Consider the following 16971-nt stretch of genomic DNA (forward strand, 5'->3'; position numbering starts at 1 on the left):
TCATCGTCAAAACCAGTAAAAATCCACACAAGTTGTTCTTTACAATCTTTTAATGAATCAACTCCTAATCTCTCAAGAGTCACAACACCTCGTCAGTGTTGTTTAAATCAGAGCGCGTATTCTATATCATATTTGCTCTTTGTCAATCAGTTTTTAAATATTTTTTCGATCATCTCTACTTGAACACTTAAATCATTTTACTAATTGATTTGGCTAGATTTTTAGCTAACTCGCTGTTTAATAACAACTTATCGTTTCGCTTCATCATCGCCGTGGTGCGCATTATAGGGGGTTTAAAATGCTTTGCAACCCTTATTTTAAAATAATTGATTAGGCGTTTATGTTTTAATCATTTTTCTGATATATGTTTAGATTTTCGCCTATTTGAGCCTAATTTTGATCATTTCAGGGTGATTAAGCTTGAGCAAATGATTGAGGCTATTTGAATGGTAGTGTAATTACTCAAGGATGAAGCGGTGCTGCACTTATTTTTGCATTAATCAGCAGCGCAATACTCATGCAAGTTTGTTGCATTCTAGACGTAGATAATTTTAAACCTTGCAAAATGACGATGAGGTAAGGCGCTAAAGGCGGGGTTATTAAAAAGCGGCTATCATCAGGCCGCTTTTTAATAACTTAATGATAAATCAGGCCAAGACCTTAACCCGTGCAATGGCTTTTTTACCGGCTTGAATAATTACTGCATCACCAGCTTTCAAGGTAAAGCTGGCATCAATTACCTGCTGGTCGACCTTGACTGCGCCACGGCCTAAAGCATCCTTGGCCTGTGCTGCATTTTTGGTTAGGCCTGCACGCGATAACACGCTGGTAATAAATAACTGTTCCTGACCTTCCAGTGACAGTTCAACTTCATTGATGTCTTCCGGGATTTCGCCATCAACAATGCGATTGCCAGCACTCTTATGCGCATTGGCAGCAGCATCGGCATCATGGAAACGCTCTACCAGTTCCAGGGCAATGATACGTTTGATGTCCTGCGGGTTACGCCCGTCGCTGATTTCCTGCAAGTGCTGTTTCACTTCAGCCATGGGCTTAAAGCTTAGCAGTTCGAAGTAACGCTCAATCAGGCTATCCGGCATGGACAGGATTTTCTGGTAAATGGTGCCGGGGGTATCAAACACGCCAATATAGTTGCCTAAGGACTTGGACATTTTTTGCACGCCATCCAGCCCTTCCAGAATAGGCACGGTAATGCACACCTGTGGTTCCTGGTCATAACGGCTTTGCAGGGTACGCCCCATCAGCAGGTTAAAGGTCTGATCGGTGCCCCCCAGTTCGACATCGGCTTTAAGCGCGACCGAGTCATAGCCCTGAATGAGCGGATACAGGAACTCATGGATGGCAATGGGCTGCTGGTTTTTAAAGCGCTTGGAGAAGTCATCCCGTTCCATCATGCGGGAAACCGTTTGCTGACTGGCCAGACGGATCAGGTCGGCGGCACTTTGGGCATTAAACCATTCACTGTTAAACACCACTTTGGTTTTGGCCGGATCCAGAATTTTAAATACCTGTTCCTGATAGGTCTTGGCATTGGCCAGGACGTCTTCTCGGGTTAACGGCGGACGTGTGGCGCTTTTGCCCGTTGGGTCGCCAATCATGCCGGTGTAGTCGCCAATCAGAAAATAGACTTCATGACCCAGATCCTGAAAAGTTTTGAGCTTGTTAATCAGCACAGTATGTCCCAAGTGCAAGTCGGGTGCCGTGGGGTCAAAACCGGCTTTAATCCGCAGTGGACGGTTTTCTTTTAATTTTTTGAGCAAATCTTCGCGGGAAATAATGTCGGCAGTGCCGCGCTCGATTAGCTCAAGTTGTTGCTCAGCAGGTAAAAACGTTGTCATGGCAAATCAAAAACAATAAAGTTGGCATTGCGCGATATACTAACTTTTTTTTAGGCGAATTGCAGGCTTTGATATGACAGCAATGTATATAGGGATTATGTCGGGCACCAGCATGGATGGCATTGATCTGGTGGCTGCCTCATTTGATCCATTGGTATTGCATGCCACATTGACTGTTCCTTTCCCTGAAGAATTGCGTGATGAACTGATGGCCTTAAGCTCGCCCGGCGACAATGAAATTGAGCGCATGGGTCAGGCCGATGTGGCCTATGCCCGGCTGGTGGGACAGGCAGTGTGTCAACTGCTGCACGACAATAGCCTGGATGCGGCCAGTATTGTGGCGATTGGTAGCCATGGCCAGACGATTCGGCACCGGCCCCACTTGGGCTTTAGCCTGCAAATTGGCGATCCAAATTTAATTGCCGAAATGACTAAAATCCCCGTGGTATCTGACTTTCGCCGTCGTGATCTGGCAGCAGGTGGTCAGGGTGCGCCACTGGTGCCGGCCTTTCATCAGGCGCTGTTTGGACACGACAGCATTAACCGGATTATTTTAAATCTGGGCGGTATGGCCAATATCAGTGTACTGCCTGCCGAAAATCCGGCGCATATTTATGGTTACGATACTGGCCCGGCCAATGTGCTGATGGATGGCTGGTGCAAGCGGCATACTGGCCACAATTATGATCAGGATGGCGCATGGGCGGCCAATGGCAACTCAATTCCTGCCTTAATGGAAATTATGCAGCGGCATGATTACTTTGGTAAAAAGCCACCCAAAAGCACCGGGCGTGAAGACTTTAATATGGACTGGCTGGACAACCAGCTGGATGACTGGCGCAATCAGGCTGATTATGACCCCAATGATGATCATCCGGAAAATATTCAGGCCACTTTATTAAAGCTGACTATCCGGCCGATTAAAAAAGCCATTGCACGCTGTGGCCTGCCCGGTGGTGAGCTATATGTATGTGGTGGCGGGGCATATAACAAAACCCTGATGGAGCAGCTGCGCTGGAAACTGGGCAAGCATTGCTGGACGGTTGAAAGTACGGAGGTACTGGGACTGTCACCAACCTGGGTGGAAGCAACCGCCTTTGCCTGGCTGGCCAAACAGCGCATTGAACAGCATCCGGGTAACTTACCTGCCGTAACCGGTGCCAGTGGCTTGCGGATTTTAGGCACGGTTACTGGTTGATTCTTATGTGGAAATGGTTATTGCAACAAATTGATATCAGTGATGAATTGCCCAGATTTTCTGCCCTGTACATGGGATTATCGGGCGTGGTGATGGGAATGGCTTTTGTGGGGCTGTATTTTCACTATGAACGACAGGATAACCATGTGCTGGGTATTGCCATTATTATGACCCTGCTTATGTCACTGTATGAGCGCTACCGGATTAAGGCACATAAAAGCGCCAACTTAACTCTATTGTCAGCGATAATTTATAGCCTGCTCATGCGTTAAGCAGGCTTTTTATCCAATGTCTTGAACCTTAAATCACCTTTCTCACGTAGCGGCCCAAGCAGCAGGCGAGCGATTTAGATAATTCAGTGCCTGCTGGGTATTGCCTTCATGAACCGGATGAAAACTGGGCGGCAACCAGCGCAAGCTGGCTTTCAGCAGGTAGCTAAAGCGCGGCACATGATCAGTTTTACGACCAGTCTTTTCCATGGCCCATAGCATTTGCAGTACATTGTAGCGGGCATACTGTTTGGCATCAGCATCTTCACGGCAAATGGCACGCAAGCCATCGACCCATACTTTTACCAGTATTGGCAGTACAATGGCCATGAGTGCCTGCCGGCTCAGGTAAAAGCCAAACTCATTTTCAAACAGGTGGGCAAACAGGTCAAAGGCAACGCTGCGGTGTTCCACTTCTTCGGCCAGATGCCAGCGGAACAAATCAGCCATGACCGGATCAGCCTGATCCAGACTGGTGTTATCCAGCGACCACTGCCCTGCCACACCAGTAAAATGTTCAATAGCAGCCACCACACCAAGCCGTGTTAGTAACCACAGTTTTTCAGTGGCTTTAAATTGCAACGCTTTTAGGCCAGCCGGTGCTTCCCCCAGTAAAATTTCAAACAGGTAATGCATGCGGCGGTTATAGGCATCTACATTAATCTGATGATTTTTAAAGTATTGTAAGGCATGCTGATGAGTACGCCCATGCACTGCTTCCTGCCGGATAAAACCCAGTACATCCTGCTTAAGCTGCTCATCTTTAATATAAGGCAGCGCCTTGTTATAAACCCGGCAAAACCAGAACTCACCAGCAGGCAATACCAGATGGGCCACATTTAAAAAATGGGTTGAAAAGGCATCATTGGGAATCCAGTGTTTGGGAACAGCTGAAAAATCAAACTGGACTTTACGTGCCTTGATTTGATGATGGGCCAGTGCGTTCATGCGCTTTGTCCTGCTGCAATATGTACTGTGCTTACTATAAAAATTACCGTAAAAACAGACCAGCGCTATTGGGGACATTGACATGCATTGTTGTCCTGTAATGACAAAACAGGGTTAAACCCAACCACCCAAAGAACAGATATAAAAAAGCGCCCTGAATTTGAGCGCTTTTTTGAAGCTTTAATGGGGGTATTACAAGAAAAACTATAAGGAAAACGAAGAACCACAGCCACAGGTTGTAGTGGCATTTGGGTTTTTTACAATAAAGCGTGAGCCTTCCAGCCCTTCAATATAATCCACTTCGGAACCCACCAGATACTGGTAGCTTAGCGAATCCACCAGCATGGCCACATCACCATTTTCAAATCTGGCATCGTCGTCATTGGCAGCTTCAGCAAAGCTAAAGCCATAGGAAAAGCCTGAGCAGCCACCACCCGTTACATAAACGCGTAGCATTAGATCTTCGCTACCTTCCCCTTCGCGCAATTGACGAACCTTGTTCGCTGCACGATCTGTCATTACCAAAGCAGGAGCGTTCATGCCTGTCTCCAAAAACATAAAATCATGGCCAGCATACTGGCGATATCAGGCTGCTACTGTAGCACAACCCAGCTTATAAATTGGGTTGTGCTGCTGCCTTTTCAAGCATTATTTGCAACCGGATAAGCGATTTTACTCGTCTTTAAGCGCACATTCAAAGCTGGACGGTTCTGCCTGACAGCGTGCCCGCTTCAAAAATGACATCATTTTCTTGTTGTAAATGCCTTCCTTGGTCAGGGCAATGCGTGATTCGCGCATAAGCTTGATATAACCAATTTTGTCATTGGCCGGAATTTCCATCCAGTATTTGGCTGGAATATCTGCTTCCTGTTTGCCCAGCATAGTAAAAGCACGCGGTAACTGGCTGGCAATCCAGGTACGCGACTTTTGCCCGTAACCTTCAGGAAATTTGTCCTTGCGAATGATTACGTTACCGGTAACCTGCAATAGTGGAAAACGGACAATAGCGCCTTTAGAACCTAGCCCTTTGTACAGCTCCAGTGGCTTAAACACCACGGCTGGCGCACCAATGATGTCAACCTGGCCGTTATTAAACTTGCTACCAAAGTTGGTGACATCAGCAGAAACTGGTTGCGCACCAATTTGCTGAACCATCTTGGCCTGTGCCTTGTCATAGTCCAGTACCGCAACTTTCTTGCCCGCTGCCTTGGCCAGTGTATTTAAACTGCGGTCATTAACAAATAAATAAGCCGCACCCACCGGAATAACCCCCGCAACTTCATACGGGCCATTCACCATATCGGCGGCCAATTGTGGCTTGGCCAGCAGTTGCATGACGTTAACGGTTAGCTTCAGGTTAGGTAAAGCACCAATTGCATCCAGTGAGCCGGTAAAAGAGTTAAATTGACGGCCACGCATGCCACTAATTGCAGCACCATCGCATTTGCCGGCTTTAAAGTCTTCTGCAGCAACACGCTCATCGGTGTAGGCCTTGAGCTGAACATCAGCCCCCCAGCCTTTAGCAGCCAGTGCATAATCCTTCATGAGCGCATAAACATCACCAGCCGTACCCACCAGATCAAACACACAAACCGTTTGTTTGGCCTGTACCTGACTCGATGCCATGGCAATCACACCTGCCACTAATCCAAATTTTAAGCGCTGTAACATAATTTTTATGTCCTCATATCCTGTTGATGGTAACCCTGCTTTTCCAAACAGTTTGAACAGTGCTAGGTATAATCGCTTCCAAGGCGTTAAACAATAATCTTTTGGCAGTTTTTCCTGTCACTGGGGCCAATAAAAAACCCGACCTAAGTCGGGTTTTCAATCATGCGCCAGATTACGAGCGTTTATAACATCGTATCTTTAGGCAGCTTATTGTCGAGGATTACTCGTCTTTAAGCGCACATTCAAAGCTGGATGGCTCAACCTGACAACGCGCACGTTTCAGCAGGCTCATCATGCTTTTGTTATACAGGCCCTCTTTGGTCAACGCAATGCGTGATTCGCGCATCAGTTTCACATAGCCTACCCTGTCATTGGCTGGAATATCCATCCAGTATTTGGCTGGAATGGCAGCTTCAGTCTTGCTGATTAAAGAAGTCATGCGCGGTAACTGGCTGGCAATCCAGGTACGCGATTTTTGGCCATAACCAGCAGGGAATTTGTCCTTACGGATCACTACGTTGCCAGTTACCTGTAAAATCGGGAAACGGACAATGGCGCCTTTGGAACCCAAGCCTTTATGCAATTCCAGTGGCTTGAATGCCATGGCTGGCGCACCAATGATGTCAACCTGGCCGTTATTAAACTTGCTACCAAAGTTGGTAATATCGGCAGAAACTGGTTGCGCACCAATTTGCTGAACCATCTTGGCCTGTGCCTTGTCATAGTCCAGTACCGCAACTTTTTTGCCAGCCGCCTTGGCAATGGTATTAATACTACGGTCATTAACCATCAGATAAGCCGTACCCAACGGTACTACCCCGGCAACTTCGTAGTTGCCATTAACCATATTGCTGGCCAGTTTTGGGCTTGCCATTAACTGCATAACACTTTGAGCAACCTTGTTGCTTGAAATGGCGCCAATCGCATCAATAGAACCGGTGAAGGTATTGAACTGACGGCCACGCATACCGGTTAAGCTTACTGCATCACATTTGCCGGCTTTAAAGTCTTCCGCAGCAACACGCTCATCGGTGTAGGCCTTGAGCTGAACATCGGCCCCCCAGCCTTTAGCAGCCAGTGCATAATCCTTCATTAATGTATAGGTGTCACCCGCAGTACCCAGCAAGTCAAACACACAAACCGTTTGTGCCTGAGCAGTGTTGGACAGGGTGAAAACAGAGGCAGCCGCCATGGCCAAAGCAATTTTTTTCATCTTTAACTTCCTAGCAGAAAATTCCGGCTATGATTGTAGGGTGAAATTGGACATCATCCAAATTGATCATATTCTATCGAACAATTGTGTGAAACAATAGAGTATTTACTCCAATTTGCTCCACCATTTTTTGTTTTTTTACGTGTGGTTTATATTATTTGTTAATAGACAGTATGTTAATTAGCTGAGCTAATCATTCACAGTGTTTTCATAGTTATTGCAACATGAAGATTAGGTGAAGCTGTTGAATGACAAATCCTAATTTTAACCTTTATTTATACTATAATTCGCCTTTCAGTTAAATTGCTCCGGATGATTCATGATTCAGCTTCAAAACTTTGCTATTCGCCGTGGCGGCCGCCTGCTGTTTGAAAATGCCACCATGCAATTGCACCATGGCTGGAAAATTGGCTTAACCGGAGTAAATGGTGCAGGCAAATCCACCTTGTTTGCGGCCCTGCTGGGTTCCATTCACGGCGATGTGGGCAGCTTAACCCGGCCATCGGGCTGGATTGTGGCGCACATGGCGCAGGAAGTTGAAAGCCAGGAAACCTCGGCCATTGATTTTGTATTGTCCGGTGACGAGGAGTGGTGGGACATTCACCAGAAGCTGGAACATCAGGCCGACCAGCTGGATATTGATACCCTGACTCAGTTATATGGCCGGTTTGATGAAATCCATGGCTATACGGCACCGGCCAAGGCCGCGCAAATGATGGCTGGACTGGGATTTCTGGAAAACCAGATCAGGTTGCCGGTATCAAGTTTTTCCGGTGGCTGGCGCATGCGCCTGAATCTGGCACGCACCCTGATGAGCCGTTCTGACCTGCTGCTGCTGGATGAGCCGACAAACCATCTGGATTTGGATGCGGTACTGTGGCTGGAAGACTGGCTTAAAGCCTACGAAGGAACACTGGTGCTGATTTCACATGATCGTGATTTTCTGGATGCCATCGTTGACCATATTATTCATGTTGAAAATGCCCAGTTAACCCTGTACACCGGCAATTATTCTACTTTTGAACAAACCCGCGCTGAACGTCTGTCCCAGCAGCAGCAGGCTTTTGAAAAACAGGAAGCCACCCGCGCCCACCTGCAAAAATATATTGACCGCTTCAAGGCACAGGCCACCAAGGCCCGGCAGGCCCAAAGCCGTATCAAGCAGCTGGAACGCATGCAAAAGCTGGCACCAGCGCATGTGGATACGCCATTTACCTTTAGTTTCCGCGAACCCAGCCGTATGAGTTCTCCGTTATTACGACTGGATCATGTAGATGCCGGATATGCCGGTAAACTGATTTTAAGTAATATTAACCTGCAAATTACACCAGACAGCCGTATTGGCCTGCTGGGTATGAATGGCGCGGGTAAATCCACTTTAATCAAGACACTGGCAGGCACGCTGGCAGCCTTAAATGGTGAGCGTGATGCCAGTGAACTGCTTAATCTGGGTTATTTTGCCCAGCACCAAATGGATGCGCTGGATGGTGATGCATCACCCATGCTACAACTGGCACGCTTGGCAGGCCGGCAAATATCCGAAGCCACCTTGCGGGCCTTTTTAGGGAGTTTTGGCTTTAGCGGGGAGCGGATGGACACGCCGTGTGAGAGTTTTTCCGGCGGTGAACGGGCACGTCTGGCACTGGCATTAATTGTCTGGCAGAAGCCCAATGTGCTGATTCTGGATGAGCCGACCAACCATCTGGATCTGGACATGCGGCATGCACTAACCATGGCCTTGCAGGATTTTGAAGGGGCTGTGGTACTGGTATCGCATGAGCGTCAACTAATTGCCAGTGTGTGTGATGAACTGATGCTGGTGCATGATGGCAAGTGCGACGCTTTTGATGGTGATCTGGTGGACTATGCCAACTGGCTCCGTCAGGCGCGCATTGACATGGAAAAACAGCAAAAAGCCCTGCACCAAAAAGCCAATGAGCAAAAAAATACCTCTCCGAAAGCAGCCCAGCCTGCTGTTGCAGCAACGCCGGTTCAGGAATTCATTAAGCCTGCCCCCATTGCAACCAGCACAATCACTGGCCTGAGCAAGGAAGAATCACGCAAGGAAACAGCCCGTCGCCGGGAAGCCACACGTCCCTTGCGGGATAAAATTGAGAAGCATGAAAAGCAGCAGCAAAAAATCCAGCTTCGTCTGGTGGCAATTGAAAATCTGCTGGCTGATGAATCGCTGTATTTACCTGAGCAAAAGGTTGCATTGCTCAATCTAATGAATGAACAAACCGAACTTAGATCCACGCTGCAACACAGTGAAAATGAAACGCTGGAACTCATGCTGGAGCTGGAAGAGCTGCAACACAGTTTTGATCAGGCTTAATAGCCGATAGATAGTAAAAATTTGCCTTGTTTCACGTGGAACATAGTTTAGGAGCCGTAGGTTCCAACAATATTATGGCTATGATTCAGGGCAATTCTTTTTAAAGAGTGTTTTGTTGTTTAAGGTACTGCATTAGCAGTTGTGCAATCCGGTCAATGGCCTGCAAAATCACTTCCTCTGCCCCACCCTGAAACACCTCACGGTGGCTATAGGACTGCTGGTTAATAATCAGATGAAAAAACATGGTACCCACTGGCTTTTGTGGTGTTTCACTGCCACCTGGTGAAGCAAGCCCGGTAACCCCAACAATAATATCGGCGCTAAAGAACTGTTTCACATTTTTGGCAATCGCTTCGGTCACCTCGGCAGATTCCGGGGTGAACTGGTCGATTAATTCCTTGGGTACTTTTAATAAATCCTGTTTGATACAGGCATCATAACAAACCAGACTGCCCAGCAGACATTTTCCAGCATGTTCAGTCATGGAAAACTCTGCAGCCAGACGCCCTGCGGTTGCACTTTCAACAAAAGCAATTTTTAGCTTTTGCTCCGCCAGTAGCTGGGTACATTGCTCAACATACTTTGAAGACATCTAAATGCGTCCTAAAAATTCCTTTACTGGTGTAAAACCTAGCATGGTTTATTTTGATGCCACGTTATGTTTTGGTTGAAGTTTTTTAGCGGAATGCATCTTTTAGTCCGGTTATTAAACACAATATTTAAACCTAAAAATCAGCAATAAAAAAAGCTGCAACCTGTGCAGCTTTTTTAGCTTAACTTTCAATAGCCAGATTAAATATCCAGATTAGTGACTGTTAGCGCATTTTCTTCGATAAAAGCCCGACGTGGTTCTACGTCATCACCCATGAGACAACTAAACATGTGATCAGCATTAATGGCATCGTCAATGGTCACTTGCAGCATGCGCCGGTTTTCCGGATCCATGGTGGTTTCCCATAGCTGCTCGGCATTCATCTCACCCAGCCCTTTATAGCGCTGGATCATCAGGCCACGGCGTGAATCCTGCATGATCTGATTCCACAGATGGTGAAAGCTGGTAATGGGTACTTGCTTATCCCCGCGCTGTAAATAGGCCCCTTCTTCCAGCAAATGCAGCCAGCTTTGGCTACTGTTAATCAGACGGGCATATTCAGTAGATTGCAGCAATGCCGTTTCCAGCAAGTAATGCTGTGGCAAGTTATGCACATACACTGTCAGGCGCGGCCAGTACAAGGTCTTGCTAACACCCTCAGCACTTTCACTGCTAAAGCTTTCCAGACTGAATTCAGGCAGCAAACTTGGCTGAATCTGGGCAATCTGCTCAACCAGCTGGCTTGCCCAATGCTCGACATAAGCCTGATCATTAGCTTGTTCCACGTGGAACATCGGCACTTGTAACATGCCCTGTAACAGGCTGGCCGGATAGCGCTGGCCAAGCCGATTTATGGTTTTCTGGGTAGTCTGATAATCAGCAATCAGCTTTTCCAGCGCACTGCCGCTAATCGCCGGGGTATCCGGATTTATATGCAGTCTGAGTTCATCCAGTGCGCTCGACACCAGATATTTCTCCAGGGCATCGCCATCTTTCAGATACTGCTCCTGCTTGCCTTTCTTGATTTTGTATAATGGGGGCTGGGCAATATAAATATAACCACGTTCCAGCAATTCCGGCATTTGACGGAAGAAGAAGGTCAGCAACAAGGTGCGAATGTGTGAACCATCCACGTCGGCATCAGTCATCAGGATAATCTTGTGATAACGCAATTTATCCGGATTGTACTCTTCCCGGCCAATGCCGCAGCCCAGTGCAGTAATGAGGGTGCCTACTTCCTGACTGGAAATCATGCGGTCAAAGCGTGCACGCTCCACATTCAGAATTTTACCCTTCAATGGCAAAATAGCCTGCATCTTGCGGTTGCGGCCCTGCTTGGCACTACCACCCGCAGAGTCCCCTTCCACAATGTACAGCTCAGACAATGCCGGATCTTTTTCCTGACAGTCAGCCAGTTTACCGGGCAAACCGGCAATATCCAGCGCACTCTTACGGCGGGTCATTTCACGTGCTTTACGCGCGGCATCACGCGCGCGCGCCGCATCCAGAATCTTGCCAACAATGGTTTTGGCCACATTGGGCTTTTCCAGCAGGAAAGTTGAAAACTCACGGCTCATGGATGATTCCACCGCAGGTTTAACCTCACTGGAAACCAGTTTTTCCTTGGTCTGGCTGGAAAATTTGGGATCAGGCACTTTTACCGAAACAATGGCAGTCAAGCCTTCACGCGCATCATCACCGGTAACACTGACCTTTTCTTTTTTCAGCAGGTTTTCGTTTTCCATGTAGGTATTGAGGCAGCGGGTTAATGCCGCACGAAATCCTGCCAGATGCGTGCCACCATCCTTTTGCGGAATGTTATTGGTAAAGCAGTATACACTTTCCTGATAGGAGTCATTCCACTGCAAGGCCACTTCCACGCCAATGCCATTATCCGCCTGAACGGTAAAATGGAAAATCTCATTTAGCGGATGCTTGCCTTCATTGATGTATTTAACGAACTCGGACAAGCCACCTTCATAGTCAAATACATGCTCAACATTGGTACGTTCATCTTTTAGGACAATCCGTACCCCAGCATTCAAAAATGACAGTTCACGCAGGCGACGCGCCAGAATATCCACTGAAAAAATGGTCTGGGTAAAAGTATCGGTGCTGGGCCAGAAGCGCAATGTGGTGCCTGTCGTGCTGGCTTCACCAGCCACACGTAATGGATAATCCGGCACGCCATGACTGTAAGATTGCTCATACAGCTGGCCATTACGACGAATGTTAAGGGTAAGCTTGCTGGACAGGGCATTTACAACTGACACCCCTACCCCATGCAAACCACCGGAAACCTTGTAGCTGTTGTCATCAAACTTGCCACCGGCATGCAGGATGGTCATGATGACTTCGGCAGCCGATACGCCTTCTTCAGGGTGAATATCTACCGGAATACCCCGGCCATTGTCGCTAACACTAACGGATTCATCGGAATGAATGATGACCTTGATTTCATCACAGTGGCCAGCCAGGGCTTCATCAATGGCGTTATCAACCACTTCAAACACCATGTGGTGCAAGCCAGTACCATCATCGGTATCACCAATATACATGCCCGGACGCTTACGAACGGCATCCAGACCGCGCAGTACCTTGATACTGGAAGAATCATACGCCTTAGGGGTTTCTTGCTGTTGCAGCGAATCTTGTGTTGAGTCTGGTGTGTTGGTCACTGACTGGGTCTGGGAATCAGAACTCATGTTGTCTCCCTGATGATTCATATTTAAAAATGCTTAATTCAAATGAGATGTTACTAATTGTCAGAAAATGGCTGGGGCTGGACCTGTCCATTGCTGACTTCAAAAACAGCAGCCGGGACGCTCAGCACGTCCTGCATTTTCTGTACAGCACTGCCATTAAGGGTTGTGATAAAAACCTGACTATTTAAGCCGGCCAAGGTGGACAATAAACGTCCCTGAGCAGTGTCATCCAGCTCGGCACTAAAATCGTCTAATAATACCACAGTTTCCTTGTTCAAGTCTTGCAGCAGATGTATTTGCGACAGCTTTAGTGCCACCATCAGCAGCTTTTTCTGGCCGCGGGACAGCACCTCATCGGCAAGGCCTAAAGGCGTCTTTAAACGCAAATCAGCACGATGTGGCCCATGTTGCGTGGTGGCGCGATCCATATCCTTATTGCGATGCTGTACCAGACTGGCAGCCAGTCCCTGCTCGCGATCAAACCCGGCAAGATAAGCCAGCGTAATATCAATCTGGGGTAATAGCTGCTGGCGGTAATGCTCAAACAGAGGTTGCCACTGCCGCATCACTTTTTCACGCAGGCCATCAATTAGCTCACCATATTCTGCCAGGCCATGTTCCCAGCTCTGAATACTTTGCAGCCATAGTTTCTGATCACCCAGTGGATGCTTGAGCAGGTTATTGCGCTGTTTTAAGGCACGCTGGTAACGCAACCATAGACCATGAAACTCATGTTCCACGTGGAACATCAGCCAGTCCAGCAGTTGTCGCCGTGGCTTGGAACCGGTATCCAGCAGACTAATGGTATCGGGGTCAATCAGCTGGATGGGCAGCAGTTTGGCCAGTTCACTTTGGGTGGCAACAGTATCGCCATTGAGCCGAATAAGCTGTTCACCCGAAGCAAATTTTTGCAGGCCTAAACGATAATGGGTGGCTTCAGCATAAACCAGTCCATCCAGCTCACTATGCTGGATATATTGCTTAACCAGATTGGTACGAAAGGAGCGGCCTGTTGCAAGAATATGCACAGCTTCCAGAATAGATGACTTGCCGCTGCCATTGGCGCCATAAAAAATATTAAAGGGCTGAAGCTGTGTTAGCTCCACCCCTTTTAAATTACGGATACGCTCAATATGCAGGCGCTGTAAATGCATGGCAAACGGCCGCAATAACCGGCATTAAACCCGCATTGGCATAACTACGTACAAACTGCTGCTGGTACTTGGATCCTGCACCAAGGCACTCGCATTGGCTTCGGACAAGGTTAGCTGCACCTGATCACTGCTTAACACACCAATCACATCCAGCAGGTACTGGGCATTAAAGGACATCTCCAGACTATCCCCTTCATAGGAAATAGCCATGTCTTCAACCGCTTCATCCTGCTCGGGGTTATTGGCACGTAGTTGGAGTTCATTGTTTTTAAAGACCAGAAACACGCCACGCAGTTTTTCATTACTTAAAATGGCTACCCGTTGCAGCGACTGGCGGAACTGATCATGGTTAATCAGCACAATCTTGTTGCCATGGCGCGGCAAGACACGGCGATAATCCGGGAACTTGCCATCAATCAGCTTGGTGGTAAAACGCACCACAATATCGCTGTCTTTTTCTTTATCCTTGCCATTTAGGGTAATGCTGACATTCATCAGCTCACGGCCAATGATCAGGGTTAGTGGTTGTTCATCCACTGTCAGCAGGCGCTGTAGCTCTCCCACCGCCTTGCGCGGCACAATCGCTTGCAGGGTTTGCTGACCTTCAAAAAATGCTGAGGTTTCAGACAGGGCCAGACGGTGACCATCGGTAGTGACGGCACGCAATTGCCCCTCACCCACTTCGATTAAAGTACCGGTTAAATAAAAACGTACATCCTGTACTGCCATGGCAAAGGCTGTTTTATCCAGCAGTTTTTTCAGTTCACTTTGCGCAACCTGTACGGATTCGCCAGCCACCATGCCATTGCTGGCCAGTAAAGGATAGTCTTCCGCCGGTAATGTTCCCAGCACAAAACGGCTATTGCCGGACTTTAAAATACAGCGCTGGTCTTCTGTTACTTGCAGGTCAATCAGCGCAGCATTTGGCAATGATTTACAGATATCCACCAGCTTGCGGGCAGGTACAGTGGTTTCGCCGGCTTGCAGACAGGCACCACTGCCAAGCTGGGTACTGGCCACCAGTTCAACTTCCAGATCAGAGCCAGTTACCGTAAGTTGTTGCTCGGTAACCTGTAACTTGATATTGGACAAAATGCTTAAGGTATGACGACGCTCTACCGCCCCAACCACATGAGATAAAACGTTCAGTAGCAAGTCTTTGCTGATTTTCAGACGCACGCTGCTATCCTCTTTAAGGCAGTACAACACAACATTATTATGACAACATGGCTATTGGATTTAATGCTGGTTTGAAATTAAAGCGAAAATGATTACAGAGCTAATCATATAAAAAAATATGGCTTATTGTGCCAGTTAACTCTGCAATAAGCGCAACAAATTTTGATAATCTTCGTTAAAGGCAGGATCAGACTGGCATAGCTCTCTAACCTTGTCACAGGCATGCATCACAGTGCTGTGATCGCGGCCGCCAAAGGCTTCGCCAATGTCAGGAAAACTATCATTGGTCAGTTCACGGGCCAGTCCCATCGCAATCTGGCGTGGGCGTGCATAAATCCGGGTGCGCTTGGGCCCAATCAGCTCTTTTAGGGGAATACGGAAAAATTCGCTCACCACCCGCTGGATATTATCAATACTCATGGTACGGGCACGGATTGCCAGCACATCCTTTAAGGATTCACGCACCACCTCAAGGTCAATAGTAGTGCCCTTAAAGCGTGAAATGGCCACAACCTTATTCAGGGCACCTTCCAGTTCGCGCACATTGGCCACCACCTGCTGGGCAATAAACAAGGCACAGTTGCGCGGCAGTTCAATCCCATTACTTTCAGCTTTTTTGAGCAGGATTTCAATCCGGGTTTCCAGATCCGGCGGCTCTACTCCAACTGACAATCCCCAGGAAAAACGTGATACCAGACGTGGGTCCAGTTCAGTCAGTTCTTTGGGATAACGGTCTGAGGTCAGAATAATCTGTTTGGATTCATCCAGTAAGGCATTGAAAGTATGAAAAAATTCGACCAAACTGGCTTTGCCGGTCAGCAGGTGAATATCATCAACCAGCAACAAATCCAGTGAGCGGCAATTTTGCTTGAACTCATCAATCTTGCCGCGCTGCAAGGCACTGACAAAATCCTGCACAAAGTTTTCCGAGGTCATATAAATCACCCGGGCATTAGGCTTGGCCTGCAACAAGGCATTGCCAACCGCATGCATGAGGTGAGTCTTGCCCAGACCGGTAGGCCCATATAAAAACAGTGGATTGTGTTGTGATTCCCCCAACTGGGTCAGGACCCGGCGGCAGGTTTCAGCGGCCATCTGGTTAGAACGGCCTTCAACAAATAAAGCAAAGGTAAATTGCGGATTAAGCTGGCGTTTTTTTTGAGTCGGTGGGGCTTTGCTATCATCGGCTTCAAGAGCAGCCTTGCGCTCCCGCCCTGCCCCGTTGCTGATTTCAGTGGCTGCATGAGCGCTTGCTGGCTCGGCAGTCTGCGAAATAACTTCACCCGGCCGCGAATCAACCTGAATATGAACTTCAGAAATGCGTCCAGCACTGGCCTTGTTGACCAGATGACGGATCTGGTCCAGATGATGTTCCTGGATATAGCGGGTCCAGTAATGATTCGGCGCAAGCAGCACCAGCGCGTTGTCACGTTCTTCAGCATGAAGCGGACGAATCCACATCGTGAATACATTATCCGACAACTCATGCCGCAGTGTATTCAGACATTCGGCCCAGATCATGACACCCCCATAGAACGATGAACAATAAAAAAATGAACTAACGACAACCAGCGCTAATTAACTACGACATATCTCATGCACATCCGGGACTTTATTAGTGCTCACTTCCTGATGAGGACAGCATTCTAACCAACTTATCAACATCTGTCATGACAACCGTTCCCTGTGTTGCTGCTTTCTTGAACATTAAATTCATTTTCTACAAATTTAAATTTAAAGCAGGCTGTGGAAAACTTCTTGGATAATCCTGTGGATAAAATAATACCCAAACTTATCCACAATTCATACACAAATCTTAACTATTTTTATCCACAGGCTAAGTTATTG

At 47.7% G+C, this 16971-nt stretch carries 13 protein-coding genes; 3 read left to right on the forward strand and 10 right to left on the reverse strand.

The window, feature by feature from the left end:
* Window positions 1-647: 647 nt before the first annotated feature.
* Window positions 648-1859, reverse strand: coding sequence for a tyrosine--tRNA ligase (tyrS, locus tag BKE30_RS06040; protein ID WP_076877710.1), 1212 nt, complete (start codon window positions 1857-1859; stop codon window positions 648-650).
* A gap of 73 nt (window positions 1860-1932) precedes the next feature.
* Between tyrS and BKE30_RS06045 the strand changes: the two genes are divergently transcribed.
* Complete coding sequence (locus BKE30_RS06045) at window positions 1933-3057, forward strand: anhydro-N-acetylmuramic acid kinase (RefSeq protein ID WP_076877711.1); 1125 nt, start codon at window positions 1933-1935, stop codon at window positions 3055-3057.
* A gap of 5 nt (window positions 3058-3062) precedes the next feature.
* On the forward strand, window positions 3063-3329 hold the full coding sequence (locus BKE30_RS06050; protein WP_076877712.1) for a hypothetical protein: 267 nt from the start codon (window positions 3063-3065) through the stop codon (window positions 3327-3329).
* A 42-nt stretch (window positions 3330-3371) separates the two neighbouring features.
* On the opposite strand, the gene BKE30_RS06055 is transcribed toward BKE30_RS06050, so the two are convergent.
* The 4 genes from BKE30_RS06055 to BKE30_RS06070 all read right to left on the reverse strand — a co-directional run bounded on the left by BKE30_RS06055 (window position 3372) and on the right by BKE30_RS06070 (window position 7158).
* Window positions 3372-4274, reverse strand: a complete 903-nt coding sequence (locus BKE30_RS06055; RefSeq protein WP_076877713.1) for a metal-dependent hydrolase — start codon at window positions 4272-4274, stop codon at window positions 3372-3374.
* 204 nt (window positions 4275-4478) lie between these two features.
* Window positions 4479-4814 (reverse strand): iron-sulfur cluster insertion protein ErpA, encoded by a 336-nt coding sequence (gene erpA, locus BKE30_RS06060; RefSeq protein WP_076877714.1) that lies wholly within the window; start codon window positions 4812-4814, stop codon window positions 4479-4481.
* Window positions 4815-4946: 132 nt separating this feature from the next.
* Complete coding sequence (locus BKE30_RS06065) at window positions 4947-5945, reverse strand: putative solute-binding protein (protein ID WP_406564671.1); 999 nt, start codon at window positions 5943-5945, stop codon at window positions 4947-4949.
* 220 nt (window positions 5946-6165) lie between these two features.
* Window positions 6166-7158: a putative solute-binding protein gene (locus tag BKE30_RS06070; protein ID WP_076877715.1), complete on the reverse strand. Its 993-nt coding sequence runs from the start codon at window positions 7156-7158 to the stop codon at window positions 6166-6168.
* 319 nt (window positions 7159-7477) lie between these two features.
* Here BKE30_RS06070 and BKE30_RS06075 point away from each other — a divergent pair, with 319 nt between their 5' ends.
* Window positions 7478-9493, forward strand: coding sequence for an ATP-binding cassette domain-containing protein (locus BKE30_RS06075; protein ID WP_076877716.1), 2016 nt, complete (start codon window positions 7478-7480; stop codon window positions 9491-9493).
* A gap of 100 nt (window positions 9494-9593) precedes the next feature.
* Here the strand turns inward: BKE30_RS06075 and BKE30_RS06080 are convergent, their stop codons facing one another.
* The 5 genes from BKE30_RS06080 to dnaA form a co-directional block, all read right to left on the reverse strand.
* On the reverse strand, window positions 9594-10085 hold the full coding sequence (locus BKE30_RS06080) for a CinA family protein (RefSeq protein WP_076877717.1): 492 nt from the start codon (window positions 10083-10085) through the stop codon (window positions 9594-9596).
* A gap of 200 nt (window positions 10086-10285) precedes the next feature.
* Window positions 10286-12790 (reverse strand): DNA topoisomerase (ATP-hydrolyzing) subunit B, encoded by a 2505-nt coding sequence (gene gyrB / locus BKE30_RS06085; protein ID WP_076877718.1) that lies wholly within the window; start codon window positions 12788-12790, stop codon window positions 10286-10288.
* A gap of 53 nt (window positions 12791-12843) precedes the next feature.
* Complete coding sequence (gene recF, locus BKE30_RS06090; protein WP_076877809.1) at window positions 12844-13944, reverse strand: DNA replication/repair protein RecF; 1101 nt, start codon at window positions 13942-13944, stop codon at window positions 12844-12846.
* A 24-nt stretch (window positions 13945-13968) separates the two neighbouring features.
* The gene (dnaN, locus tag BKE30_RS06095; RefSeq protein WP_076877719.1) at window positions 13969-15123 is read right to left on the reverse strand and encodes a DNA polymerase III subunit beta; all 1155 of its coding nucleotides are present in this window, start codon (window positions 15121-15123) and stop codon (window positions 13969-13971) included.
* Window positions 15124-15258: 135 nt separating this feature from the next.
* Window positions 15259-16644, reverse strand: a complete 1386-nt coding sequence (gene dnaA, locus BKE30_RS06100; protein WP_076877720.1) for a chromosomal replication initiator protein DnaA — start codon at window positions 16642-16644, stop codon at window positions 15259-15261.
* Window positions 16645-16971: the final 327 nt, after the last annotated feature.

Source organism: Alkanindiges hydrocarboniclasticus (genome assembly GCF_001982605.1).
GTDB classification, from domain to species: Bacteria; Pseudomonadota; Gammaproteobacteria; order Pseudomonadales; family Moraxellaceae; genus Alkanindiges; species Alkanindiges hydrocarboniclasticus.

Coding starts and splice junctions, on each gene's coding strand:
- tyrS (WP_076877710.1), bottom strand. CDS start 1,859: ATGACAACGTTTTTACCTGCTGAGCAACAACTTGAGCTAATCGAGCGC.
- BKE30_RS06045 (WP_076877711.1), top strand. CDS start 1,933: ATGACAGCAATGTATATAGGGATTATGTCGGGCACCAGCATGGATGGC.
- BKE30_RS06050 (WP_076877712.1), top strand. CDS start 3,063: ATGTGGAAATGGTTATTGCAACAAATTGATATCAGTGATGAATTGCCC.
- BKE30_RS06055 (WP_076877713.1), bottom strand. CDS start 4,274: ATGAACGCACTGGCCCATCATCAAATCAAGGCACGTAAAGTCCAGTTT.
- erpA (WP_076877714.1), bottom strand. CDS start 4,814: ATGAACGCTCCTGCTTTGGTAATGACAGATCGTGCAGCGAACAAGGTT.
- BKE30_RS06065 (WP_406564671.1), bottom strand. CDS start 5,945: ATGTTACAGCGCTTAAAATTTGGATTAGTGGCAGGTGTGATTGCCATG.
- BKE30_RS06070 (WP_076877715.1), bottom strand. CDS start 7,158: ATGAAAAAAATTGCTTTGGCCATGGCGGCTGCCTCTGTTTTCACCCTG.
- BKE30_RS06075 (WP_076877716.1), top strand. CDS start 7,478: ATGATTCAGCTTCAAAACTTTGCTATTCGCCGTGGCGGCCGCCTGCTG.
- BKE30_RS06080 (WP_076877717.1), bottom strand. CDS start 10,085: ATGTCTTCAAAGTATGTTGAGCAATGTACCCAGCTACTGGCGGAGCAA.
- gyrB (WP_076877718.1), bottom strand. CDS start 12,790: ATGAGTTCTGATTCCCAGACCCAGTCAGTGACCAACACACCAGACTCA.
- recF (WP_076877809.1), bottom strand. CDS start 13,944: ATGCATTTACAGCGCCTGCATATTGAGCGTATCCGTAATTTAAAAGGG.
- dnaA (WP_076877720.1), bottom strand. CDS start 16,644: ATGATCTGGGCCGAATGTCTGAATACACTGCGGCATGAGTTGTCGGAT.